The sequence below is a fragment of the Bradyrhizobium sp. LA2.1 genome (assembly GCF_040547725.1).
GTDB classification, from domain to species: domain Bacteria; phylum Pseudomonadota; class Alphaproteobacteria; order Rhizobiales; family Xanthobacteraceae; genus Bradyrhizobium; species Bradyrhizobium barranii.
Genome location: NZ_JBEPQI010000005.1, coordinates 212,358 through 234,298, shown reverse-complemented (window position 1 = coordinate 234,298; position 21,941 = coordinate 212,358). Strand labels below are relative to the sequence as shown.

Genomic DNA, 21,941 nt, shown 5'->3' with positions numbered 1-21,941 from the left:
GGGAGGATGCAATGAACAAGACGATCGCCATGATCGCGACGGCGGCTGCCGTCATCACATTCGGTACGGCGCGCGCCGCACCACTGCCCGAAGCCAACCCTGATGACGCCGGTTTCTCGAAGCAGGGTCTCGCGCGGCTCGACAGCTTCTTCGCGCGCGAGATCGCCGCCAAGCGCGTCCCCGGCGCCGTCGTTGCGGTGGCGCGGGACGGCAAGCTCGTGCACTATAAGGCTTACGGCATGCTCGATCCCGACAAGGGCACGCCGATGCCAACGCGATCTTCGCGCTGGCCTCGATGACCAAGCCAATGGCGGCGGTCGCCGGCCTGACGCTGATGGAGAAAGGCCAGTTGCCGCTCCAGGCGAAGCTGTCCGACTACTATCCCGGCTTTGCCGACATGAAGGTCGGCGCGACCGGGGCCGATGGCTCGCTCAAGCTCGAACCGCAGGCGTCCCCGATCTTCATCCACGATCTCTACCGGCATACGTCCGGATTGATGTATGGCGGCCGCCCCGACTCATCGAGCCCGGTGGCGCGGCAATACCCCGATGGCGTCGCCCCGGCGGTGGAAGGCGACACTGAGGCCTTCATCGACCGCATCACAAAACTGCCGCTGGCGCATCAGCCCTCGACCGAGTTCGAATACGGCTTCTCGATCGACGTGCTCGGCGCCGTCGTCGAGAAGGTCAGCGAACAGAGGCTCGGCGACTATCTCGCCGCCAATGTGTGGCAGCCGCTCGGCATGAAGGACGCGACCTTCAACCCGACCGACGCACAGCGCCCTCGCCTCGCCCGCCCGTTTGCCAACGATCCGCTGACCGGCAAGCCGCAAGCCATCAAGCTGCTGGACACCCCGACCAAGTTCGACTGCGGCGGTGCCTGCTCGTTCGCGACGATGGGCGATTACATCCGCTTCGGCCAGATGCTGCTCAACGGCGGCGAGCTCGACGGCCAGCGCATTCTTTCCCCGAAGGCCGTGCATCACATGACGACCAACCACCTCGGTCCCGAGATCAAGAACAACGTGGCCAACATCGAGCCGCATCGCGCCGGCTTCGGCTTTGGTCTCGCGGTCGCGGTCCGGACCAGCGAGGGGCTGTCGTCGGTTCCCGGCAATCCCGGCGAGTTCACCTGGAACGGCGCCTACGGGACGCAGTTCTTCTGCGATCCCAAGGAGCGTCTCGTCGTGGTGGTGAGAACGGCGGCGCCGGGCGAGCTCAGGAAATACTATCGCGAGCAGGTGCAGGACATCGTCTACGGCGCGATGACGAAGTGAGACCGGCGCGCTGGAATAGAAAGGGCGGCCGCTCGGGTCGCCCTTTGCGAATCTGGCGTCAGCTCAACACGCCGCACTTCTTGAACCAGGCCTGCGCCTGCTTCCAGGCATCTTCCGCCGCATCCTTGCGATAGCTGCCGCGATAGTCGGCATGGAAGCCGTGCGGCGCCTGCGGATAGATCTTGAATTCGGCGACCTTCTTGTCCTGCTCGAGCGTCGCCTTGAACTGCTCGACCTGGGCCACGGGAATGCCGGTATCGGCGCCGCCATAGAGGCCGAGCACCGGCGCCTTCATCTCGGGGGCGAGCTGAAGCGGACTCTTCGGCCACACCGGATTGGCGGGATCGACCGGCGCACCGTAGAACGCGACACCAGCCTTGAGGGTGCCACTGTGGGCGGCGTATTCCCAGACATTGCGGCCACCCCGGCAGAAGCCGATGATGCCGAGCTTCGTGGTGTCGCCGCCTTGCGATCCCGCCCACGCCACCGTCGCATCGAGATCGGACAGCAACTCGGCGTCCGGCTTGGCATTGACGACCGGCAGCAGATCCTTGATGTCGGTGACCTTGGTGAGATCGACACCCTTGCGGAAGTAATAGTCGGGCGCGACCGCGAATGCGCCGAGCTTGGCGAGGCGCCGTGTCACGTCCTTGATGTATTCGTGCAGGCCGAAAATCTCCATCGCCACGATGATCACCGGCGCCTTGGTGTTGCCGGCCGGGCGAGCGAAATAGGCAGGCATCTCTTCGGACCCGACCTTGATCCTGGCGTCGCCAGCCTGAAGGCCGCCGGTATCTGTCGTGATGATTTCGGCACGGACCGGACCGGCCGCAAGCGTGTAGCCGGCAGCGACGGCCGCGGTGGCGCTCATGAATCCGCGGCGCGAGACCGGGGCGACTTTCGTCAGCCCGACGACGTCGGATGTCATGGTGGTTTCGAAGCTCATCGGTCGATCCTTCCTGATGCTTGGCCCTGATTCCTCAGGCGGCGCATTCGCCGATAATTGCCGGCGAAACGCAAATCACCAGCCTGCGAGCATGTTCGCGTTCAGGCCAGGCCCTGACGTCTTTTCACCGGCGCCGTTTCGGGCATCAGGCTCATTGCGACAAGTCCGACGATCGCCGCAAGCAGGAGGTACCAGGCCGGTGCCAGCGGATTGCCGGTGACGTGGAGGAGCCAGGTGACCACGAGCTGCGCCGTACCTCCGAAGCTCGCGATCGCCACCGCGTAGACGGTCGCGAACACGCCTCCGCGGATGTTCTGGGGCAGCGCTTCGATGAAGGTCGCATAGAACGCGGTGAACGGCAGCGAGCCGATGATCGATAGCACGCCGAAGCCGATCAGGAGCGACAGCGCGCCCGGTGCATGGACGATCCACAGGAAGGTCGGATAGGTGAGCAGGAGGGTTGCGAGCTGCGGCCAGATCATGATCGGCTTGCGGCCGAGACGATCGGCGAGCCATCCGCCGGCCAGTGCGCCGACGAACTGAATGCCGTTGCTGACGAGCGACACGGCGAAAGCCAGTGTCGACGACACGTGCAGGGTATTCTGCGCATAGGTCGTCATGTATTGCGTGACATAGGTCGAGATCGTGCCGCTGGCCAGGATCATCAAGGCCAGCGCGATGATGCCGAGGTGACGCCGGGCCTGCGAGAGGTGACCCGTGCGCTGTTTCGCTGCGACACCGGCATCGGCATGCGGAATCGTCTCGGGCAGCGTCCGCCGCATCCAGAACCCGAACGGCAGGCAGACGGCCCCGATCAGAAACGCCACCCGCCAGCCGTAGGAGTCCAGCATCTCCGGCGCCATGGTCGTGCTCAGGATGACGCCGACCAGCGCACCGGCGGTCGCCGCGATCTCCTGGCTCGCCGGCTGCCATGCCACGACCAGCGCCCGATGCTCGGGCGGGGCAATCTCGAGGAGATAGGCGGTGGTCGGTCCGACCTCGCCGCCGAGGGCGAAGCCCTGCACCATGCGCGCCGCAATCACGATGATGGGCGCGGCGACGCCGATCATGCGATAGGACGGCGTGAGCGCGATGGTCAGGATCGCAGCTCCCATCAACGCAAAGCTCAGCAGCATGGCGGGCCGCCGGCCGATCCGGTCTGAATAGATGCCGAGCACGATCCCGCCGATCGGCCGCGTCACGAAGCCGGCCCCGAACGTCGCCAGCGACAGCATCAGGCTGCCATACTCGCTTCCGGTCGGGAAGAAGGTATGGCCGATCTGGATGGCGAAGAAGCTGTAGGTAATGAAGTCGTAGAATTCGAGCATGTTGCCGATGGTGGCCGCGAATGCTGCTCGTTTGACGTTGAACGGCGCCGCTTGCTCAATTCCCAACGACACTTTGACTTCCCTGGATTCGCTCGTTTGCCGGACTTAACCGTCTGGCTGCATTGCGTCGCAACATCCATTAACCGAAAGAGAGGGTTCTCTCCCGGCCAGCCACATCGCCAAGCGTTACAGGTGATGCGCCCTTTTGCGTATTCGAAACTCCAGGCCGCAACAAATGGGCCTCGCAGTGGCGACAATGACACATCATGTTGCTCAGGCGTCGCACATCGCCGTCAATTCACGCGCAAGCTCTCGTGATTTTGATTGAAATTTTCAGAAGAGTTGAGCCGTGCGATTTACTCGAACTTTCTGTGTGACGCTCTAGTTCCACGGCCGGAAGTTCCATCTGCACAACGGATGCAACTTCCCGAGCGCGGTCCCTCCATCCGGCAACGGACGAAGAATCGCCCGAGAACTTTCATTCTCGTCCACCCAGATTGCGCTACCAAAGGCCCAATTGAATAAAGCTTGTCCGACCTGGAACTGAAATGATTTTAGCTCGCGAAGCGATTGAATTGCTGGGACAGATGGCCCGCATCCTGTGGTTCGAAGGCACCAAGCATGGCTTGCGCGATCGCGAATGGATGGCCCTGCGCTTTCTGTCCCGCGCCAACCGTTTCTCGCGGACGCCCTCGGCGCTCGCGAGCTACGTCGGCACCACGCGCGGCACCGCCTCTTTCATCATCGGCGAGCTCGAGCGGCTCGGATATCTGGAGCGAAAGCGCTCCGCGACGGACAAGCGTTCGGTGACGCTGAGCGTGACGCAGCAGGGCAAGAAGTTCCTGGTGCGCGACCCCATCAGCGTTCTCCTCGAGCCGATCGCCGTCCTCGACGACGAGGCCAAGATCCGCTTTCGCGACACGCTCCGGCACGTGCTCGATCAGGCCGACGCGGCCGAGCAGCGGCACCATACCGACGTCTGCAAGCGATGCATCTTCCTGCGCGAAGATCGCACCGCCACGGACGGCAAGCCCGGCGCCGCCGAGTTCAGCTGCCGCCTGTTTCGCGCGCCGATCGCCGAGGCGGAGATCGATCTGCTATGCACCAGCTTCGAGCATCATCGCCAATAGGAGGCGGCCCTCGATCACGGCGTCGCCTTGCGTGACGAGTAGATGACGCCGCCGCTGGACTCCACGACCAGACGGCCGTTCTCGTTCTTGATCTCTTCGATGCGGCCAAGGCCGGGTACCTGCTGTCCAAGCACGGCCTCGATGACGCCGTTCGGACCTTGCAGGATCGCAATCCCCTCATAGGCCTGGCGGACCGACCAGCCCTTGACCACCTTGCGCGGCGCCGACGGAGGAACCGAACCCGTGATCTCGGGCGCGGCAACCGAGGCCATCATCGGCATCGTCTGCGAGGGCGACTGCGAGGCGACGGCCGCCGGCGCCTGGGCCTGAGCCTGGGCGAGCTTGTCCAGCTTCACCGTCGAGGACGAGCTCACCCGCTCGATACGGTCCAGATTCTCGGCGAACCTGCCGAAGCGATCGTTGGTCGCCTTGCTCGACTGATCGACCGCGGTGCGCAGGCCGTCGAGATTTTCGGACACGCCCGACACCTGCTTGCGCAGCAGCGCGACAGTCTCGCGCAGATTCCTGATCTCCGTATTGGCGGCAACGTTGCTTTGGGCGGGCTGCGTGGTGAGATAGGCGATCACGCCGGTGCAGGCACAGACCACCAGGATCGCAGCGACCGCCAATGTTGCGAGCGGCGCGACCCATGTCGGACGCGGCGGCGGCGGCTTGGCTACGATCACGGCCGGCTTCATCACGGTCGGCGCAGGCTTCGGTATCGCCATCTTGTCGAGGCGCGCCTTGGCGCGAATACGCTTCAGCCCCTCGAGCGCCTCTTTCGCCAGAGTCTCGTCGTTCGCCGCAGCCGACACACGCTTCGCGCTTGCAGCGGGCTTGGCCGTCTGTGTCGTGCTTGTATCGCGCGCATCCGGAGCCGGCTTCGCCGCCGCGGAAACATCAGCGGTCGCGTTGGGACGAGCTTGTCCATCGGACAACATGTGAAAATGCTCCGTTCGGTTCGATCTATCGAACGGTGAAGTTATTTGCCGAAGCTTGCCTGAAACGTGCGCAGCGAAAACTTTTCATCGCGCCCGATGCGACGTCGCATGAGTCAAAAGCGTCATGGACGTGGCGAGAGTGCGACTCGAAAGACACACACTCGCCAAGATTTCGCCAAGCTGGAGTCGCCGCGCCATACATGAGTCGAATTGTCGCATGGGGAAACACCGGCAGGAGAGTCAATCCCGGGTTGAAAACCCCACTATGCGCATGACCCGCAGCACCGCGCAAAATAGCTGTGATTACGCGGGGATGCGGAACTTTAGAAACGCTACGGTGCAAAACTAGTTCGATTACCAAATCAACTGATGCGATCGAACATACAAAGAAACAACCAGAAACGAATCAACAGCATCAAACACGCATAGCAACCGCTTTGCTGCGCGCGCTTGATCGGAAATCGGCAATTGTTACGGTCCTACTCAAGTGATTCTCGCCAGTTGGCGAGGAGATCGACACAGTTCAGGTGCGTTCGGACGCAATCGGCAAGTTGGCGCAACTGTTCTAGGTCTGTCTCAATCCGCTCCGCGAGGTGATCCGTAAGACACCCGCCGAGCCTCACGCAGTAAGCGTTCAGTATCGAGTCGAAGTAGCAGGCCTGCACACGCAGGGACTGAATGCGTAGGGCTGCCCGCGAATATCGAAACCATAACAACGGTTCGCGGGATGGAAATATCGTCAAACAGCATGGTTGCCGAGCCGGGCATCACAACAACCATCCGGCCGCAACAAGTGCGAAACAGGGGCGAAAGACTAATGTATATTATCGTTGATGATCGCGAGAGCGTCACGAACAGCTACGTTGGAGGGCTCGTTCGCGAAGGTGTATCGTCGATCGGCTTCTCTTCCGGAGAATTCTGGGACTGGCTGCAATCTGCGAGCGAACCGGATCTGGCGGCGGTCGACGCCTTTCTCCTCGGGGACTGCGATGCCCGCGGAAGCCTGCCACGGGCGATGCGCAAGCGTTCCTCGGCGCCCATCATCGCCATGAGCGGCCAGAAGATGCTCAAGAACACGCTTGAGCTGTTCGAATCGGGCGTCGACGACGTGGTCCACGTGCCAATTCACCTGCGCGAGATCCTCGCCCGAACGGCCGCAATCGCGCGCCGCCGGGTGGGCGAGCTGCCGAGGCCCTGCGAGACCAGGATCCAGGTCTTCTTCAACGGACGTGACCCCGAGATCGCGGGCCACGCTCTCACCCTGCCCCGCCGCGAGCTGCGCATTCTCGAGTATATGGTCAGCAACCACGGCAAGTGGATCACCAAGACGCAGATCTTCAACGCGGTCTACGGCATCTTCGAGTCGACCTTCGACGAGAGCGTGATCGAGAGCCACGTCAGCAAGCTGCGCAAGAAACTCCGCGACCGCCTCGGCTTCGACGCGATCGTGGCCAGGCGCTACGTCGGATACCGCCTCAACATCCCTGCCGGCGAGACCATCGACGTGCCGATGCAGGAACTCGACGAGGTCGGCATCCTCCTGAACAGGGCACATGCCGCCCCGGCGGCGTACCCGGCCGGAAACTAACGCGGCAGGGCACCGCCACGAAAACGACAACGGCCTCTGCGGAGTACCCTTCGCAGAGGCCGTTGCACTTTCAGCGGCAGGGATAGCGGAACAGCGATCTCGCGATGCCGGCGCCGCGACAGCTACGGCTTCTGCTGGAATTCTTCCTTCGAAACATAGTTGAAGTCCTCGACCAGGACGTCCTGGACGACGTCGGCCTGCATCCGCTCGTTGACGCGCTGCTTGATGGCCGTCGTGAGGATGGAAAGGTCGTAACGGGCGAGCTTCCTGAAATCGAGGCGGTCGTCGGCATAGATCCTGCGGAAGGCCTCGTCGACGACGAACGGCTCCGGAGGGACGTTGAGCTGGTGCATGATCCGCGCCTCAACGGTGTAGACGAAGCGCGCCACGATGTAGCCCTGCACGCTGCCGCCCTCGACCATTGGCACGCTCAGCGCCCGCGTCTTCTGGTATTGAAGGCCGTCGAGATATTCGTCCTTCGCCGGCAGCAGGCTGCCATTTTCCTTCCAATAGGCCACGGCATAGCTCGTGCCCGCGGTGAGGATGCATACCCAGAGCCCGGCCAGCACGAGTCTGATCATTTTCCGTCCTGTGCTGTGCGGCCGGTATAGGTGCCGTCCGACTCGGCTTCCTTGATCGCTTTGACGATGATGGCCGCGACCTCACGCACCGCATCGTAATGCATTTCGAGGATGGAACGGTTTCGCTCGAGCTTCTCGCGCAACCGCTGGATCTCCTCGGTGATCTCGACCTCGTTGCCGAGATGCATCCGGGCCCGCATCAAGCGGACGAATTCGAGCATGCTCCGGCTCTTCCGGGCACTGAAGTCGTCGAAATCGATCTTCTTGCCCGTCGAGAGCGCGACCGTCTCCTCCTCGACGATGTTCTCGAGCCGGCGGATCGCAGACAGCAGGCCACGCACCTCGTCCGATCTCGCCGCGTCGGTGCCGTCGTTCACCACGTCACCGCCGAGATTCGGCAGCAGCGCAGGCAAGAACGCATCGCCTTCTGCCGCTTCCAGCGTCATCGCCTCGGCGTCCACGACCGACTGCTCCACCACCAGGACCGCCGCACCTTCTTGTGCTTGCATAGGAAATTCACCCCTCAACTTCTGTCACCCATTCCCGGATCATGATCCGGTCTTTTCCGTAACGCCGGGCCCCGCCGGTTGCGCAGCGGCGAGTTGCTTGGCAATGCCAATGCCCTTGCCCTTTGCCAGCTGAGCACCAAGCTGCTCCGCCAGCATCGACTTCCAGACGCCGCCGGCCGTGCCCTTGCCGAAGACTTCCTCCGACTCCTTCGGCAGCATCGTCTCGACGAAGGTCTGGAGAATGAACGCCTCGAACTTCCGGTACACCTCGCCGGATGCGGGCGCCTTGATCACCCGCACCGGCGGCCCGTTCACCGCACCCGGCTGCTGCGCTTCGGCAGCCTGCGCCGCGGATTGATCGGCATTCGCCGCCTTGGCCTTGCCGACCTCCGCGTCCATGGTGGCGGCGAAATCGGCGTCCGACGATTTCAGTGCATCGAGCTTCGCGGTCGCCGCCCGCTGCGTCACGGGGTCGGCGGCATCGAGGACATCGAGAACGAGGTCGGGCGTCGCTGTCACGATCATGTCTTGTTCCGGCTGGGTGGCCGTGGCGTCCAGTCGCGCACGGCGGGGCTTATTCCCGTCATCTCTTCGAGCGAGCGCGCCTCCGCGTCGCGAAGCTTGTCTGCGAGCGCAGCCTTCGCGACCTGCTCGAGCTGTTTCACACGGCGGGTGTCCGCGCGGACCTGGTCGAGCTGCTGCGACGCCTGCGCCTGGACCGCGCGCGCACCGGCGCTCGTCCTGTTCAGGCGCCGCGCGATTGAATCGCTCGACGAGCCCGCCGGCGGTTTGCCCTCGTTGAGGGTTCCTACCAGCCATTCCTGCTCGTCCTGCAAGCTGCGCTCCTGCTGCCGCAGATGCGCGAGCTGCCATTCGGACAGCCGGAGCTGAAGCTTCACGAGCGAGACCATCCGGCCGAGCTTGTCCGCGCGCGACGTCATGACCATCACTCCGCCAGCCACGACGAGACGCCGAGCATGAATTGCGTCAAGAGCTCGTCGCTGGTGAGGTAGAGCAGCAGGAAGCCGCCGAACAGCACGAAGGGCACCGAGATGAAATAGACCGGAATCGCCGGCGTCAGCTTGTTGATCAGGCCGACCGCGAGGTTGACGATGACCGAATAGACGATGAAGGGGCTGGTGATCCGCAGCGTCAGCACGAACGCCTCGGACAGGCGGCTGACCAGCTGCTCGAGCGCCATGCTGCCGCCGATCCTGTTGCCGGGCTGCCAGACGTCGTAGGAGTTCATCAGCCCGCGCAGGACCTGCCAGTGCTGGTCGGTCATGAAGAACAATGTGGTGACGGCTGCCATGATCAGCGGCACCAGGGCCGGCGCCGGATCGGTGTCGCCGACAGGCGTTCCCGGGATGTTGCTGAGCCCGATCGCGCCCGCCATCACGGTCGCCATGGTCTGCAGCGCGAGGAAGAACACCCGCCCGCCAAGCCCGATGACGCTGCCGACCACGAGCTCGGAGCAGATCAGGAGCACAAGCGTCAGCGGCGCGGCGTTGTCGGTGAGAGGTTTCAGGACCGAGATCAGGATCGGCGTCAGCGCAAACGTCGTGACGAGCGCGACGAACAGGCGAACCTGGGCCGGAACGTTGACGCTGGAATAGCCGGGCACAAGCATCAGGCAGGCGCCGATGCGGCAGAACACGATGAACGTGACCAGCACGCTGTCGGCGAGGCCGCTGATCACGATATGGCCCCCAGCGCCCTGATCTCGGCACTGCGCGCGACCTCGACATGCGACAGGACCGGCAAGGTCGGGAACACCCGCTCCAGGATCATCCGGACATAGGGGCGGGCTTCCGGGGTGACCGCCAGAACCACGCTGGTGCCGTTCTCGGTGAATTTTCGGATCGCGGCGCTGGCTTCGGTTGCGAACTGCTCGATCAGGCGAGGATCGGCGTCGAATTCGAAGACTTCGCCCTTGGCGTCGCGCTTCAGGCTCTGGTGGAACGCCAGGTCCCAGCGGTTGCCGAGGCGGACGACGTTCAGCACACCGTTGTCGGAAAGGTCGCCGCAGATCTGCTGGGCAAGTCGCGTCCGCACATGCTCCGCGACCTGTTCGGACCGCCGCACATGGGGGGCGATCTCGGCAATGGCCTCCAGGATCAAATGGAGATTGCGGATCGACACGCGCTCGGCCAGCAGGATCTTCAGGATCGCCAGCAGGCCCGAATAGGAGATCTGCGACGGGCAGAGATCCTCGACCAGGCGCTTGTATTCGGGATCGAGACGGTCGAGCAGCCCGCGCATGTCCTTGTAGGACAGCAGCTGCGCGAGATTTGCCCTGAGCACTTCGCTTAAATGCGTGAGCAGCACCGACAGATTGTCGACCGGCTTGCAGCCCTGACGCTTGACCTCGTCGGTGAACGCCTCCGTCACCCACAGCGCCTTCATGCCGAAAGCGGGTTCGATCACCTCTTCGCCGGGCACGTCGGGCTTGCCGTCCTTGTCGACGAGCACCAGCACCTCGCCGAGCCGCAGCTCGCCATGGGCGATACGCGTGTCGTGGATCCGGATCTGGTATCCCTTGGGATCGATCGACAGATTGTCGCTGAGCTTGATCTCCGGAATGACGAAGCCGTATTGCTTGGCAAACTTCTTGCGGAGCTTGCTGACCCGGTGCCCAAGCTCGGTACGCGCGCCCAGCAAATGGACCGACAGATGGCCGCCGAGCGACACCTCGATCTCTGCGGTCTTGAGCGATTCCTTGACGGATTCCTTGGCATCGGCCTGGGCGCGCTCGTCGGCCTTGCGCGCATGCTCTTTCTTCTCCCGCGCCGCCTGCCGCCGCGGCAGCGAGTAGCCGACAAAGGCCATGGCACCGCCGAGCAGCACGAAGGGTGCCATCGGCAGCCCAGGCATCAAGGCGAGCACGAACATCATCAACGACGCCGCCGACACCGCGCGCGGGTAGCCACCGAGCTGCCTCAGCACGGCCTGCTCCGCCGACCCCCTGGTGCCGCCCTTGGAGACCAGGAGGCCCGCCGACAGCGACACGATCAGTGCCGGCATCTGCGTTACCAGACCGTCGCCGACGGAGAGTTTGGTGTAGACGTCGGCGGCGCGCGACAGCGTCAGCCCGTGATGCGTCACGCCGATGATGATGCCGCCGAAGATGTTGATCGCCGTGATGATCAGGCCGGCGATTGCGTCGCCGCGGACGAATTTCGAAGCACCGTCCATTGCGCCGAAGAACGCGCTCTCCTCTTCGAGCTCGCGGCGCCGGCGCTGGGCCTCCTTGTCGTCGATGAGGCCCGCGGAGAGATCGGCGTCGATCGCCATCTGCTTGCCCGGGATGGCGTCCAGGGTGAAGCGGGCACCGACTTCCGCGATACGCGTTGCGCCCTTGGTGATCACGACGAAATTCACCGTCACCAGAATCGCGAAGATGATCAGACCGATGACGAAGTCGCCGCCCATGACGAACTTCGAGAAGCCGGCAACGACGTGACCCGCGGCTTGTTCGCCCTCCCCGCCCCGCGACAGGATCAGACGAGTGGTCGCAACGTTGAGCGCCAGCCGCAGGATCGTCGCGATCAGCAGCACGGTCGGGAAGGCGGAGAAATCGAGCGGCCGCTGGATCCACAACGCGACCATCAGGATCAGCGCGGACAGCGCGATCGAGAAGGCGAGGCCGAGGTCGATCAAGATCGGCGGTATTGGCAGGAACAGGATCGTGAGCATGGCCACGATACCGCCTGCGAAAAAGGCGTCGGCCCCCAATCGTCGCGGGGTCGGCAGGCTAGCAGCTAATGTATCGGCCATGGGTCACCGGCAGAGGGTCCGCCCCGCAATCTGCCGTGCAAAGCTTACGCGAGGGTGGTGGCCGGGCTCGCGCGGATCAGAAGCCGTGCTCGATCCGCGAATAGACCATCTCGGTGAAGGTGGAGAGATGGGCGCCGATGAAGGAGCCGGAGACGGCAACGACCAGGAGGATGACGATGATCTTCGGCACGAAGGTCAGCGTCACCTCCTGGACCTGGGTCAGCGCCTGGATCAGCGCAATGGCGGTGCCGACGAGCATCGCGGCGCCGACGGCGGGGCCGGAGGCGACGATGATGGTCCAGATCGCCGCCTGGACGATGTCGAGGGCGTCCCGCTCGTTCATGACTGGCTGATCGTAAGGCCGGGCCCGACCGCGACCTTCGTGCCGTTCTCGAGGGTTGCGATGGAGCCGTCGTTGTTGATGGAGATCGAAACGACCTTGCCGCTGAAGGTCGCGCCGGTCGCGTCGGTGAAGCTGACGGTCTTTCCGATCAGCCCGTTGGCCTGCGACAGCGACTGCGACGACAGCAGCGCATCCAGCTTCGAATTGGTCTGCATGGCCTGCTCGACCGTCGAGAGCTGGGCGAACTGGCTCATGTACTGCGAGGTATCCATCGGATTGGTCGGATCCTGATTCTTCATCTCGGCGACGAGGAGCTGAAGAAAGGTATTGTAGTCGACGGTGTTGCTCGCCGTGTTCTTCGTGGAATCGGTCGCATTGGACTTGCTGGTGCTGTCGGTCGCGCTGGTGACGTTCATGTAGCCTCTCCGCTGTCAGGCAGCCTGGAATGGGATCTCGGTGGCGGCGCCGGCCAGCCCGGCCAGGATTGCGTCCTCCACCGGGAACAGCGCCCGGATCCGCTTGAGCGCCTCGAAATAGCGGGTCGTACGGACCAGCTCGTGGATCGCGGCGAGCCCGTCGAGCATCTCGCGGCTCTCGCAAACCGCGAGCAGGGCCGCGTGATGCTCCCCGTAGAGCGCGACTGCGGCGCCGATATCCGTCGGGTTCATCAGCATGAGCTGGACGATGAAATAGAGCTGCCGCATCGCCGTTGTGGCGTCGGAAGCCTGCATGACCTGCCCTTCGAGCAGGAACATCACGTCGTTGACGAGCTCGACGGAGACCTTGCGGTCCACGCGCAGCACAGCGCCATTGACGTAGATCCGCTCGCCCGCCCGCAAGGATATTTTCATCAGAGGGCGTCTCGGATCAGGCGGTTGATTTCGATGAGCTGCATCACGTCGTTCGACTTCTCGTCGCGAAGCCGATCGGCTTCCTTGACGACCCACAGACCGATCGAGATGATGTCGGCGCGCAGCTTTTCCGGGAGTGCGTTCTCCGGATGGGCGAGATCCTCGATGAAGATCGTCCACAGCCGCCGGACATAGAGCAGGCTCTCGACCAGATCTTCGAAGCTGAAGCGTTCGCTCCGAACCCGCTCGAGCCGGTCGATGCCGAGGCTGAGCGCCTGCCGCTCGCGGCCCCGCGCCTCATAGCCGCTATCGTCGACAACCGCTTCATAGGCTTCAAACGTCATTAGAACCACTCTGCGCAGGAGACCGAATAACAAGACAAAGGTGACAGACCGCGGCTCAGAGATAGTTGATGAGGCTGATCTGCTGGAGCTGCGACGTCAGCGACAGTGCCGTCTTGATCTGGGTCTGCAGGGTGTTGACCCTGACCGAGGCCTCCGTCGGGTCGACCGCCTCCAGACCAACGATCTGATTGTTCAGAATGTCCTGCTGCGCCTTGAGCTTTTCGGTGGCGCCGGTGACCCGCTGCTGGACTGTGCCCATACTGCCGCCGAGCGTAGCGAGGTCAGTGATGGCGGTACCGACGAGGCCGATGGCCTTGTCCACGACGACCTGGAACGTGTCCTGGCTCAGCTTCGCGTTCCCGAGATCCGCCATCATGGTGTAGGCCTCGGCGAGCCTGCGGAAGCCGATCTGGTTGGCGCTAACGGACGTATCGGCGATCTCGGTCGTGGAGATACGGCTCTGCATGGTCTGGTCGGTGGCCGTTGACCAATTGGTGTTCCAGGCCGGGCTCGCGAACTCGGCATCGAAGGTGGTGTTGAGGAAGGTCTGCATTTGGGCCGGGGTAATGGTGCTCACGCTGGCCGAGGATTGCGAGAAGCCGAAGGTCGCAAGGAAATCGGCGTCGACCTGGTTCTTGCTGGCCGAGCCCGCGGTGTAAGCCGTGATCGGTTGGTTCTGCGTGTTGATGCCCGAGAACAGATACGAGCCGTTATAGGAGACGTTCAGCGCGCCGATCAGGTCCTGGAGATTGGAGGACGCAGGCGGCAGGATGATCCGCCCGCCGCCGTCGGTGCTGCGGGCCGCGATCAGGTCCTTGAGGAAAGAGGTTGCGGTCGTGCCGAGCTGGGTGATCCGGTTCTGCGTCGTGTCCAGGCGCCCCGAGACGAGCCCGTTGGTATCGACGAGCTGATCGGCGAAGCTCAGGTCCGCCCGCAGGGTGACGTCGCTTCCCGTCGTGGCACCAAGCTCGAGGCCGACATCGGCGAAGCGGCCGGTGGTGGCTTCCTTCGAGGCCTTGGTCAGCGCGGCCTGATTGTTCGTGATCGAGGACCTCAACGACGAAGACAGCATCAGGGTCGAGATGTAGTTGGCGCTCATCATGACTTAGTTCCCCACGGCGGCCAGCAGGCTCTGCAACATTTGGTCGACGGTCGAGATGATCTTCGACGACGCCGAATAGGTACGTTCGACCTGAAGCATCAAGGACATCTCGTCGTCCATGTTGACGCCGCTGACGTTCGACAGCGCCGCGGAGCTGCGGTCGAGCAGCGTGTTCTGATAGGTGGCGTTGTCGTCCGCGGCCTTGCGTTGGTTTTCGATCCAGCTCGTCGACGACGCCGCGAAATCGATCAAGCTGCCGGTCGGCTTGCCTTGCGTGGTTGCATCGAATGGCTGCGACGCATCCATGTTGCCGATCAGCTGCTGCAGCCTGGTCGAGTAGCCGGCATTGCCGGTGGTGTTGTATCTGTAGGCAACGTTGCCGCTGATCGCGCCATCACGCAGCAGGTTGGGATTGCCGCCCTGGGCCGGGTCGACCGACGCGGCTACGCTGATCGAGCCGGCCAGGCCGACCGAGACGGTCGCGCTTGCGGGCATCGCGGGTGAGCCGGGATAGGTGAAGAGGCCGGGCCGGTCGGGCAGCGCGGCGCCGGACTGGTCGACCTCCTTGAAGGATTCGACAAGGCCGCGTGCGACCTCGTCGAGCTGGCTCTGATACGTGACCGTGGCGTTGTCGCGCAATTGGGCGAGGCCAGCGAGCTTGCCGGTCTTGATCGGCATCACGGAATTGGCGCCGGTGACCGGGACACCGTCGATATAGACAGCATTGCCGGTGGTCCCGGGCGTATAGATGTTGGTCGCCGCGAAGCTGACCGAGCGCGCCGTCTTGTCGAACAGCACGACGCCGCTGTCGGTGTAGAGCGCCGCGTCGCCGTTGGCGCGCAGCGTCATCGAGACGCCGACCTCCTGCGACATCTTCGAGACGATGTTGTCGCGCTGGTCGAGGTAATCGGTGACGTCGTCACCGGCGATCGTCCCCTTCACGATCGCGGTGTTGACCTTATCGAACTGGGTCAGGAGCTGATTGATATTCCCGACCGAAGTCGCCATGTCGGCGTCCGCTCCCTGGCGCACCGTCTGCACGGTCTTGGTGGCCTGGTTGAGCGCGGTCGCCATGTCCTTGGCGGACGTGACCGCCGCCTGCGCCAGCGTGGTGTTGTCCGGAGCGTTGGCATATTGCTGGAGCGCCTGCTTCAGCTTGTTGAGCTGGGCGGCCGGCGACTGCCCAAGTTCGGGATCGTCCACAGTCGAGGCCGATATCTTCTGAAGACCGTCCAGGATCGCATTCTGCTTGGCGGACCCAGACGTCGCGATCAGGACGTTATTATAGAGACCCGAGCTGGCGGCGCGCTGGATCGCCGCCACATAAACGCCGGCCCCGGGGAGATTGTCCAGCACGGCGATCTTGCGCGAATAGCCGGCGGCGCTGGCACCGGCTATGTTGCGCGAGATCGTCGACGACTGGATACCCGACGCCATGAGCGACGCACGAGCGGAGTCGAGAGCGGCGGTAAGGGACATGATCTGCTCTTGCCCGGAATGAGCGCTTGAGGATTCAGCGCTTCAGGTTGACGACGACGTCGAGAAGGTCGGCGCCGGTCTGGAACGATTTCGAATTCGCAGTGAAGCCGCGCTGCGCCTCGATCATCCCGGTGAGTTCGTCCGCGAGGTCGACGTTGGAGTCCTCCAGCGCGCCCGACTGGACAGTGCCGAGACCGCCGGTACCGGCATTCCCGGCCTGCGCGTTGCCGGAATTCATGTTGGTCGAATAGACGTTGCCGGGCTCCGGCGTCAGGTTGTCGGGGCTCGCGACGTCGGCGAGCATGATGGTGTAGAGCGTCAGCTGCTGACCGTTCTTGAGGATCGCCGTCACGAAGCCCGAATCGTCGACATCGACTTTGTCGATGGCCGATGGAACGCTGCCATTGACAGTCGCCTTGAAGCTGAAGTCGGTTCCGACCTGCGTCATGTTCGACAGGTCCAGGCTCATCGCCGCACCGCCGGGAACGGTGAGGGCGAGAGTCGTCGGGCTCGCCGCGGCCAGCGTGCCTTTGCCGGTTGCGGTCGTATCGAAGGTGAAAGTGGTGGCGGCACCGACCGACGCACCTGTCGCGGAATTGTAAGCCTGAAGCTGCCAGGTGTCAGAGCCGGCGGCCGTCGCCGTGTGGGACATGTAGACGTCGAGCGTAACGGCCTGGCCGATATTGTTGTAGGCCACGATCGAGCTCTTCGACGAATATGACGCCGGCCCGGGCGGACCGGCGATCACAGCCGCTTTCGGATCCAGATTGCCGGTCGTGAGCGTTCCCGCCGTCGACGGCACAGGCACTTGCGAAACCTGGGCAATGTTGACGATCTGCATGCCGGACAGGCTGTTCTGCGAGAAATTGGTCACCTTACCGGGCTGGCCCAGGAGGTAGTAGCCGGCCGCGTTGACCAGATTGCCCTGGGCGTCCGGCACGAACGAGCCGGCGCGCGTCAGATATTGCTGCGTGTTGGCTGCGTTCGACACCACGAAGAAGCCGTTGCCCTGCACGGCGAGGTCCGTGGTCGACGTGGTGAACTGCGTGTGTCCCGCGTCGCTGATGGCGTAGCGAACCGTCGTCTCGACGGCGCCGGAGTCGTAATTGCCGGAGCCGCTCTTCAGGATCAGTGACGAGAATTCCGTCGAAGCCCGCTTGTAACCGGTCGTGTTGACGTTCGCGATGTTGTCCGAAACCGTCGACAGCTTGTTGGACTGCGCGCTCATTCCGGAAACGCCGGTGCGCATAACACCATACAGGCTCATGAAGTAGGCTCCTTTGTCAGGTTGTATCTACAATGCGGGTTCTTGCTTGCGCGGAGCTGATGATTGGGATCCGTGCACAACTTTCAGGTTGTAGCGGTCATGTCGTCTTCGGCTGACAGAACGAGCGCGCCTTGTCGGTCCACGCGCCGAAGCCGCTGGAGACGAGATGCGCGACGATGTGACAGACGTAGCGCTTCTGCGCGGGCTGATTTTTGGGGCCTGCGTTGTAGCGCGCGACCGCCATGGTCCAGCTGCCCTCGCGCTGCTTCAGCTCTTTCAGGAAGCGTGCGGCGTATTCGACGTTCTTCGCGGGATCGAACATCGCGCGCACCGACGTGAACTTGTCGCCGTGATAATAATGGTTGATCTGCATGCAGCCGAGGTCGATCAGCTTGATGCCCTTGCTGCGCATCGTCTCGAAATTCGCGATCGCGTCGTTCATGTCCTTGGCGAACACGGTCTGGCCGTCGGCGCCGAGTGCGTAAGGATAGAGCGCACCGCGCCGCCCGGTCTCGGTGAGACCGACCGCATAGAGAATGCCGAGCGGAATGCCGTGCTGCTGGGACGCACGCGCCATCTCGCGCTCGCACGGGCGCGCGTTGTCGGTCGCCGCTGCCGCGGCGCCCGCGTTACAGATAAACAGGACCGCGACGAATCTGCGGGCCCACGTCCTGGTCATGACGCGTCTCCTGGTTGGACTGGCGCTCCTGCCGGGCCTGCTTGGCACCGCCGTCCGATTGCCCGGACGACGTGCCGGCGCCGCCGAACGTGCCTTGCGACTGCGACGATGGCTGTTGCTGGCCGGAGAGCTGCGGCTGCGGCTGGCCGGAGCCGCTCTGGAATCCGTCCAGCGAGCCGTGCTGCACGGGCGCGACGTCGGCGACATAGCCCGCCGACTGCATGAGATCGCGGATCGAGTCACGCTGCTGATCCAGCATCAGGCTGGTGTCCTTGCGCGCGGCCGCGAGGTGAACGGAAACCTCCGAGCCGACGAGGCGAAGGCGTACCGTGACGTTGCCGAGTGCCGGCGGTTCGAGATTGATCGTCAGGATCTTGAGCGGCTCAGGCGCATTGGTCTGCGACGTCGCGAGATCGGGGGCGGTGGACGCCGTCGGAGCCGGCGACTCCTTCAGCTCGGCGACGACTGCGTTGGCGACCTGCTGCGGAGCGCTGAACTGCGCCGGCGGCAGATGGGTCTCCTGCTGGACCACGGTGACCTTGGTCGCTTCGGGCAATGCGTCCCGCGCCGAGGCTTTGACGGCGCGTTCGACATTGGCCGTGACGGCCTCGAAGCCTTGCGTCGCGGGCATTGGCTTCGAGGACGCATCGCTGCCTTGCTGCGCGGCTGCCGCCGCCTGCGAAGGCGCGCCCTGCGAGCGCGTACCCGTTGAAGCGGCAGCCGGCGGCGCGGGCTCGGCAGACGTGACCTTCGCGGTGCCCTGGACCTCACGCTTCGTCGTGGCAGAGCGCTCGTCGCGCGCAGGCGCGTCCTTCTTGTCGCCCGCCGACGATTGCAGCTGCGGCTTCACGGCCGGCACGGCGGCGAACTGCTGTTCGACGACCGCCGGAATGCTCGATCGGGCCGAAACATCGGTCTTCGCGCCGTGGTCGACCGGAGTTTGCGTCTCCGGCGATTTTTCAGTTTTCTCGTCGGACGATTTGCGAATGGGTTCGGGCTCGTCATCGGCCTCGGTGCGTTCGCGCGCCGTCTTGTCCTTGTCGGCCGGGCGCGCGATGTGCGTGCGCAACGATCCGGCCTTCGCGCTCGTGTTGCCGGCCTCGTCGTTGAGCGCCCGCTTCGCGAGATTCGAGACGGTGTGCAGCAGATCGTTGAACGACGAATCTGCCGGCGATTTCGCTCCGGCGGATTTTCCCGAGCGCGATGCGCCGCGCATGTTGAGGCTTTCGGCGAGACCCGAAAAGACCTGTCCGGAGGTTCCACTGAGCTTCGTCATGGGCGATCCCTGGTGAGGCGTTCGAGTTCGCCGAGCTGCTTCCGCGCGCGCGCAAGCGTCTCGGACGACGCGGCGAGATCGAGACGCGCCGGCGTGACCGGAGGCTTGTCGGCGGCGGCGGCGGATCCACCCGCGAACGGCTTGCGGACGTCGAGTGCGAGCTGCAACGTCGCATTCAGCAACGGAACGTCGCGCTCGGGCAACTTCGAGCGGTCGAGGGCCTTCAACTCGGCGACACCGCCGTCATACTCGTCAGTGAGCGCCCGCGAGACGCCACGTAAGAAATGCGCGCGCTCGCGATCCTCAGAGGCATCGGCGCTGAGCGTCAGCGCACGCTCGCCTGCAAGCCGGGTCACCGCCAGCCGTCCATGCACCATCGCGGTGCGCGCAATCACGAGATAAAGCTTGAGGCGGCTCGCGCGGTCGATCTGCTCCAGCAGAGTGACGATCCGCGCAAAGCGGCGCTCGTCGAGAGCAATGCTCGATTGCGTCAGGCCGGAGGCGAAGCGCTGCCAGAAGTCCCCGGCATAAACCGAGTTGCGGTAATGGCGGATATAGGCGAGCGTCAGGAACTCGAACTTGTCGAAATCCTCGGCCTGCCCGACCAGCAGGATCTCGCGCCGCAGCGCCGCCTCCTCCACCAGCGTGCCCGGCAACAGCAGCCGCGCGTCGTCCAGGCGCTCGATCGCGAGCGATGCCTCGGCGCGCGCGAACAGCGCGCCCTGGACCAGCGCGACCTGTCCACCCAGGCCCGTTGGCAGCGTGCGCGGCTTGACGTCCTTGAGCAGTTCGCGCGCTTCGTCCTGGCGGCCTTCGACATAGGCCAGCGCACCATTGAACAGCCGCTCGTCGACGTTCAACTTGTCGCGCGGCAGCTTTCGGACGACCTGCGGCCCGCCGCCGCTGAGCAAATAGATGATGACGGCCTGGCCGTTCTGCGCGTTGCTCCACACGCCCGGATCGGCGGCGAGGAACTTCTCGCCGACCTGCCGGGTCAGCGCGATGTGGCTGCCATGCGCCGCGGTGTCGCCACGGGCAATGCCATCCTGCACCGCCTGCAATGTGCGCACGAGCTCATAGGGCTCGCCCGAGGTTGATGCCGGGGACGGTGCCGGATCGGCAAGCGCGCATACCGTCGTGAACGGCAGCAGCAGCGCGGCGCGCAGGAGCGGCCTGATCAAGGGCGCTTCTCCCGGATCAGGATCTCGATCCGGCGGTTCTGGGCGGCAGCAGGATCGTTCGTCAGTTTCGGCCGCCGATCGGCGTAGCCTTCGACATGCTCGATCCGCTGCGCATCGACGCCGGACCGAACCAGCATGTAGTAAGCCATCTGCGCGCGCGCGGTCGACAGCCGCCAATTGTCGTAATTCTCAGACTTGTACGGCCGATTGTCGGTGTGGCCGCGCACGATGATCATGCCCTGGCGCTTCGTCAGCAGTGGCCCGATCTTGTCGATCACGCGGATCAGCTCAGGCCGCGGCTCGGCCGAGCCGACCGCGAACATCCCGAAGCTCGCATCGTCGGTCAGGCTGATCAGAAGGCCCTCCTCGACCTGACGCACCTCGGCAACCGGGCCCGCACCGGCCTTGATGTCCGACAGCGCATCCGCGATAGCAGACTGAAGCTGCTTGACGGTCGGCTGCTGGGTCTGTGCCGCATCGCGCGATTCGGAATTCTTTGCTTGATCGCCGGGGCGTGGCTGCGCGGCGGCATTGGCTTGAGCGCCAGCCTGGGCGCCCGGTTGCGGCGCATTTGCCTGGGCACTGCCATCGCGTTGAGCCTGCGAAGGCGCAGGCCCCGGCGGCAGCAGGGGCGACAGGCTTGCAGACGACGCGTCCGCGTTCGGCGCCACGCTTCCGCCGGCATCGTCCTGCTTGGCACGTTGCGCCTGCGGCTCGCCCTGACCTGTCCCGGACGCGTTGTCGCGCGCGGACGCGTTCGGCTTTGGCTCGCTGTCGACGAAGTGATCCGCATCCTTGGACGTCTGCGGCGTCAACTTCCAATAGCCGGGATCGAAGGGATCGCGGTAGGCATCGCCGCCCTTGAGGCCGTCCTCTTCGGCGGAGGTCAGCGCGCCGGCACGGCGCTGGCCCGAGGCCTGGTTCGCGCTGTTGGCGATCTCGGCAAGCGTCGCGTAGGGATCGCGAAACAGAACCTTCTCTTCGAAGGAGGCAGGCTTCTCCGCCGTCGGCGAGTCTCCGCGACGTTCTTCGTTCGGCCCGGCCGGCTGACGCTTGCCGTCCTGGCCTTCGAACTGCGTCGGCTCCTTCTTGCTGAGATCCTTGAGGCCCTTCGGAGCGGGTGCGTTCTCCGCGAGCTTGATCGGGTTGAAATAGCTCGCGACCACCTGCTTCTGGTCCTGGTTGAGCGCATTGAGCAGCCACATGACCAGAAAGAACGCCATCATCGCGGTCATGAAGTCCGCATACGCGATCTTCCAGACGCCACCGTGATGCGCCTCCTCGGCGAAGGCGCTGCGCCTGCGGATGATCACCAGCTCGTGCTTGACTTCTTCCATGGCGGA

The 21,941-nt window shown here is 64.1% G+C and carries 22 protein-coding genes and 1 pseudogene; 3 read left to right on the top strand and 20 right to left on the bottom strand.

Annotated elements, in window-relative coordinates:
* Positions 1–11 precede the first annotated feature (11 nt).
* Positions 12–1,276: pseudogene (locus tag ABIB95_RS11500) on the top strand (serine hydrolase domain-containing protein).
* A 58-nt stretch (positions 1,277–1,334) separates the two neighbouring features.
* Here ABIB95_RS11500 and ABIB95_RS11495 read toward each other — a convergent pair.
* Positions 1,335–2,222, bottom strand: coding sequence for a dienelactone hydrolase family protein (locus tag ABIB95_RS11495; RefSeq protein ID WP_354239374.1), 888 nt, complete (start codon positions 2,220–2,222; stop codon positions 1,335–1,337).
* Between the two features lie 101 nt (positions 2,223–2,323).
* Entirely contained in the window at positions 2,324–3,550 is a 1,227-nt protein-coding gene (locus ABIB95_RS11490) for an MFS transporter (protein WP_354239735.1), read from the bottom strand.
* A 548-nt stretch (positions 3,551–4,098) separates the two neighbouring features.
* Between ABIB95_RS11490 and ABIB95_RS11485 the strand changes: the two genes are divergently transcribed.
* Positions 4,099–4,680: a MarR family winged helix-turn-helix transcriptional regulator gene (locus tag ABIB95_RS11485; protein ID WP_028147146.1), complete on the top strand. Its 582-nt coding sequence runs from the start codon at positions 4,099–4,101 to the stop codon at positions 4,678–4,680.
* 14 nt (positions 4,681–4,694) lie between these two features.
* Here ABIB95_RS11485 and ABIB95_RS11480 read toward each other — a convergent pair whose 3' ends face one another.
* Positions 4,695–5,621 carry a hypothetical protein gene (locus ABIB95_RS11480; protein WP_354239372.1) on the bottom strand — a complete coding sequence of 309 codons (927 nt, stop codon included), beginning with the start codon at positions 5,619–5,621 and terminating at the stop codon, positions 4,695–4,697.
* Between the two features lie 817 nt (positions 5,622–6,438).
* Here ABIB95_RS11480 and ABIB95_RS11475 point away from each other — a divergent pair.
* Positions 6,439–7,209, top strand: coding sequence for a response regulator transcription factor (locus tag ABIB95_RS11475; protein WP_028147148.1), 771 nt, complete (start codon positions 6,439–6,441; stop codon positions 7,207–7,209).
* A 122-nt stretch (positions 7,210–7,331) separates the two neighbouring features.
* Here ABIB95_RS11475 and ABIB95_RS11470 read toward each other — a convergent pair whose 3' ends face one another.
* The 17 genes from ABIB95_RS11470 to ABIB95_RS11390 all read right to left on the bottom strand — a co-directional run bounded on the left by ABIB95_RS11470 (position 7,332) and on the right by ABIB95_RS11390 (position 21,935).
* Positions 7,332–7,790: a hypothetical protein gene (locus ABIB95_RS11470; RefSeq protein WP_014492689.1), complete on the bottom strand. Its 459-nt coding sequence runs from the start codon at positions 7,788–7,790 to the stop codon at positions 7,332–7,334.
* Positions 7,787–8,299 (bottom strand): flagellar biosynthesis protein FlgN, encoded by a 513-nt coding sequence (locus tag ABIB95_RS11465; RefSeq protein ID WP_354239370.1) that lies wholly within the window; start codon positions 8,297–8,299, stop codon positions 7,787–7,789. Before ABIB95_RS11465 ends, ABIB95_RS11470 begins: the two co-directional genes overlap by 4 nt.
* Before the next feature lie 39 nt (positions 8,300–8,338).
* Positions 8,339–8,824 (bottom strand): rod-binding protein, encoded by a 486-nt coding sequence (locus tag ABIB95_RS11460; protein ID WP_063981319.1) that lies wholly within the window; start codon positions 8,822–8,824, stop codon positions 8,339–8,341.
* Entirely contained in the window at positions 8,821–9,240 is a 420-nt protein-coding gene (locus tag ABIB95_RS11455) for a hypothetical protein (RefSeq protein ID WP_354176254.1), read from the bottom strand. The genes ABIB95_RS11460 and ABIB95_RS11455 overlap by 4 nt, the downstream gene beginning before the upstream one ends.
* Before the next feature lie 5 nt (positions 9,241–9,245).
* A complete protein-coding gene (gene fliR, locus ABIB95_RS11450) occupies positions 9,246–9,998 on the bottom strand; it encodes a flagellar biosynthesis protein FliR (protein WP_166344143.1) in 753 nt (250 codons plus the stop codon).
* Positions 9,995–12,076, bottom strand: a complete 2,082-nt coding sequence (gene flhA / locus ABIB95_RS11445; protein ID WP_071909981.1) for a flagellar biosynthesis protein FlhA — start codon at positions 12,074–12,076, stop codon at positions 9,995–9,997. The genes fliR and flhA overlap by 4 nt, the downstream gene beginning before the upstream one ends.
* A 76-nt stretch (positions 12,077–12,152) precedes the next feature.
* On the bottom strand, positions 12,153–12,419 hold the full coding sequence (gene fliQ / locus ABIB95_RS11440) for a flagellar biosynthesis protein FliQ (RefSeq protein WP_014492683.1): 267 nt from the start codon (positions 12,417–12,419) through the stop codon (positions 12,153–12,155).
* A complete protein-coding gene (gene flgD, locus ABIB95_RS11435; protein ID WP_166344144.1) occupies positions 12,416–12,835 on the bottom strand; it encodes a flagellar hook assembly protein FlgD in 420 nt (139 codons plus the stop codon). The genes fliQ and flgD overlap by 4 nt, the downstream gene beginning before the upstream one ends.
* Before the next feature lie 15 nt (positions 12,836–12,850).
* Complete coding sequence (flbT, locus tag ABIB95_RS11430) at positions 12,851–13,270, bottom strand: flagellar biosynthesis repressor FlbT (RefSeq protein ID WP_166344145.1); 420 nt, start codon at positions 13,268–13,270, stop codon at positions 12,851–12,853.
* Complete coding sequence (flaF, locus tag ABIB95_RS11425) at positions 13,270–13,614, bottom strand: flagellar biosynthesis regulator FlaF (RefSeq protein WP_354239368.1); 345 nt, start codon at positions 13,612–13,614, stop codon at positions 13,270–13,272. The genes flbT and flaF overlap by 1 nt, the downstream gene beginning before the upstream one ends.
* A gap of 55 nt (positions 13,615–13,669) precedes the next feature.
* Positions 13,670–14,716, bottom strand: a complete 1,047-nt coding sequence (locus tag ABIB95_RS11420; RefSeq protein WP_354239366.1) for a flagellar hook-associated family protein — start codon at positions 14,714–14,716, stop codon at positions 13,670–13,672.
* Positions 14,717–14,719: 3 nt separating this feature from the next.
* Entirely contained in the window at positions 14,720–16,195 is a 1,476-nt protein-coding gene (flgK, locus tag ABIB95_RS11415; RefSeq protein ID WP_354239364.1) for a flagellar hook-associated protein FlgK, read from the bottom strand.
* Positions 16,196–16,229: 34 nt separating this feature from the next.
* Positions 16,230–17,462 (bottom strand): flagellar hook protein FlgE, encoded by a 1,233-nt coding sequence (locus ABIB95_RS11410; RefSeq protein WP_071909973.1) that lies wholly within the window; start codon positions 17,460–17,462, stop codon positions 16,230–16,232.
* 97 nt (positions 17,463–17,559) lie between these two features.
* On the bottom strand, positions 17,560–18,141 hold the full coding sequence (locus ABIB95_RS11405) for a transglycosylase SLT domain-containing protein (RefSeq protein WP_354239362.1): 582 nt from the start codon (positions 18,139–18,141) through the stop codon (positions 17,560–17,562).
* Complete coding sequence (gene fliK, locus ABIB95_RS11400) at positions 18,092–19,417, bottom strand: flagellar hook-length control protein FliK (protein ID WP_354239360.1); 1,326 nt, start codon at positions 19,415–19,417, stop codon at positions 18,092–18,094. Before fliK ends, ABIB95_RS11405 begins: the two co-directional genes overlap by 50 nt.
* Positions 19,414–20,598, bottom strand: a complete 1,185-nt coding sequence (locus tag ABIB95_RS11395) for a chemotaxis protein (RefSeq protein ID WP_354239358.1) — start codon at positions 20,596–20,598, stop codon at positions 19,414–19,416. The genes fliK and ABIB95_RS11395 overlap by 4 nt, the downstream gene beginning before the upstream one ends.
* Positions 20,595–21,935 (bottom strand): MotB family protein, encoded by a 1,341-nt coding sequence (locus ABIB95_RS11390; RefSeq protein WP_085405307.1) that lies wholly within the window; start codon positions 21,933–21,935, stop codon positions 20,595–20,597. Before ABIB95_RS11390 ends, ABIB95_RS11395 begins: the two co-directional genes overlap by 4 nt.
* Positions 21,936–21,941: the final 6 nt, after the last annotated feature.

Excerpts from the sequence above, each read along its gene's own strand:
- flhA (WP_071909981.1), bottom strand. The coding sequence starts at position 12,076 with ATGGCCGATACATTAGCTGCTAGCCTGCCGACCCCGCGACGATTGGGG.
- flgD (WP_166344144.1), bottom strand. The coding sequence starts at position 12,835 with ATGAACGTCACCAGCGCGACCGACAGCACCAGCAAGTCCAATGCGACC.
- ABIB95_RS11485 (WP_028147146.1), top strand. The coding sequence starts at position 4,099 with ATGATTTTAGCTCGCGAAGCGATTGAATTGCTGGGACAGATGGCCCGC.
- ABIB95_RS11465 (WP_354239370.1), bottom strand. The coding sequence starts at position 8,299 with ATGCAAGCACAAGAAGGTGCGGCGGTCCTGGTGGTGGAGCAGTCGGTC.
- ABIB95_RS11460 (WP_063981319.1), bottom strand. The coding sequence starts at position 8,824 with ATGATCGTGACAGCGACGCCCGACCTCGTTCTCGATGTCCTCGATGCC.
- ABIB95_RS11420 (WP_354239366.1), bottom strand. The coding sequence starts at position 14,716 with ATGATGAGCGCCAACTACATCTCGACCCTGATGCTGTCTTCGTCGTTG.
- ABIB95_RS11490 (WP_354239735.1), bottom strand. The coding sequence starts at position 3,550 with ATGCTCGAATTCTACGACTTCATTACCTACAGCTTCTTCGCCATCCAG.
- fliK (WP_354239360.1), bottom strand. The coding sequence starts at position 19,417 with ATGACGAAGCTCAGTGGAACCTCCGGACAGGTCTTTTCGGGTCTCGCC.
- flaF (WP_354239368.1), bottom strand. The coding sequence starts at position 13,614 with ATGACGTTTGAAGCCTATGAAGCGGTTGTCGACGATAGCGGCTATGAG.
- ABIB95_RS11390 (WP_085405307.1), bottom strand. The coding sequence starts at position 21,935 with ATGGAAGAAGTCAAGCACGAGCTGGTGATCATCCGCAGGCGCAGCGCC.
- ABIB95_RS11480 (WP_354239372.1), bottom strand. The coding sequence starts at position 5,621 with ATGTTGTCCGATGGACAAGCTCGTCCCAACGCGACCGCTGATGTTTCC.
- ABIB95_RS11470 (WP_014492689.1), bottom strand. The coding sequence starts at position 7,790 with ATGATCAGACTCGTGCTGGCCGGGCTCTGGGTATGCATCCTCACCGCG.
- ABIB95_RS11475 (WP_028147148.1), top strand. The coding sequence starts at position 6,439 with ATGTATATTATCGTTGATGATCGCGAGAGCGTCACGAACAGCTACGTT.
- flbT (WP_166344145.1), bottom strand. The coding sequence starts at position 13,270 with ATGAAAATATCCTTGCGGGCGGGCGAGCGGATCTACGTCAATGGCGCT.
- fliQ (WP_014492683.1), bottom strand. The coding sequence starts at position 12,419 with ATGAACGAGCGGGACGCCCTCGACATCGTCCAGGCGGCGATCTGGACC.
- ABIB95_RS11495 (WP_354239374.1), bottom strand. The coding sequence starts at position 2,222 with ATGAGCTTCGAAACCACCATGACATCCGACGTCGTCGGGCTGACGAAA.
- ABIB95_RS11455 (WP_354176254.1), bottom strand. The coding sequence starts at position 9,240 with ATGACGTCGCGCGCGGACAAGCTCGGCCGGATGGTCTCGCTCGTGAAG.
- ABIB95_RS11405 (WP_354239362.1), bottom strand. The coding sequence starts at position 18,141 with ATGACCAGGACGTGGGCCCGCAGATTCGTCGCGGTCCTGTTTATCTGT.
- ABIB95_RS11410 (WP_071909973.1), bottom strand. The coding sequence starts at position 17,462 with ATGAGCCTGTATGGTGTTATGCGCACCGGCGTTTCCGGAATGAGCGCG.
- flgK (WP_354239364.1), bottom strand. The coding sequence starts at position 16,195 with ATGTCCCTTACCGCCGCTCTCGACTCCGCTCGTGCGTCGCTCATGGCG.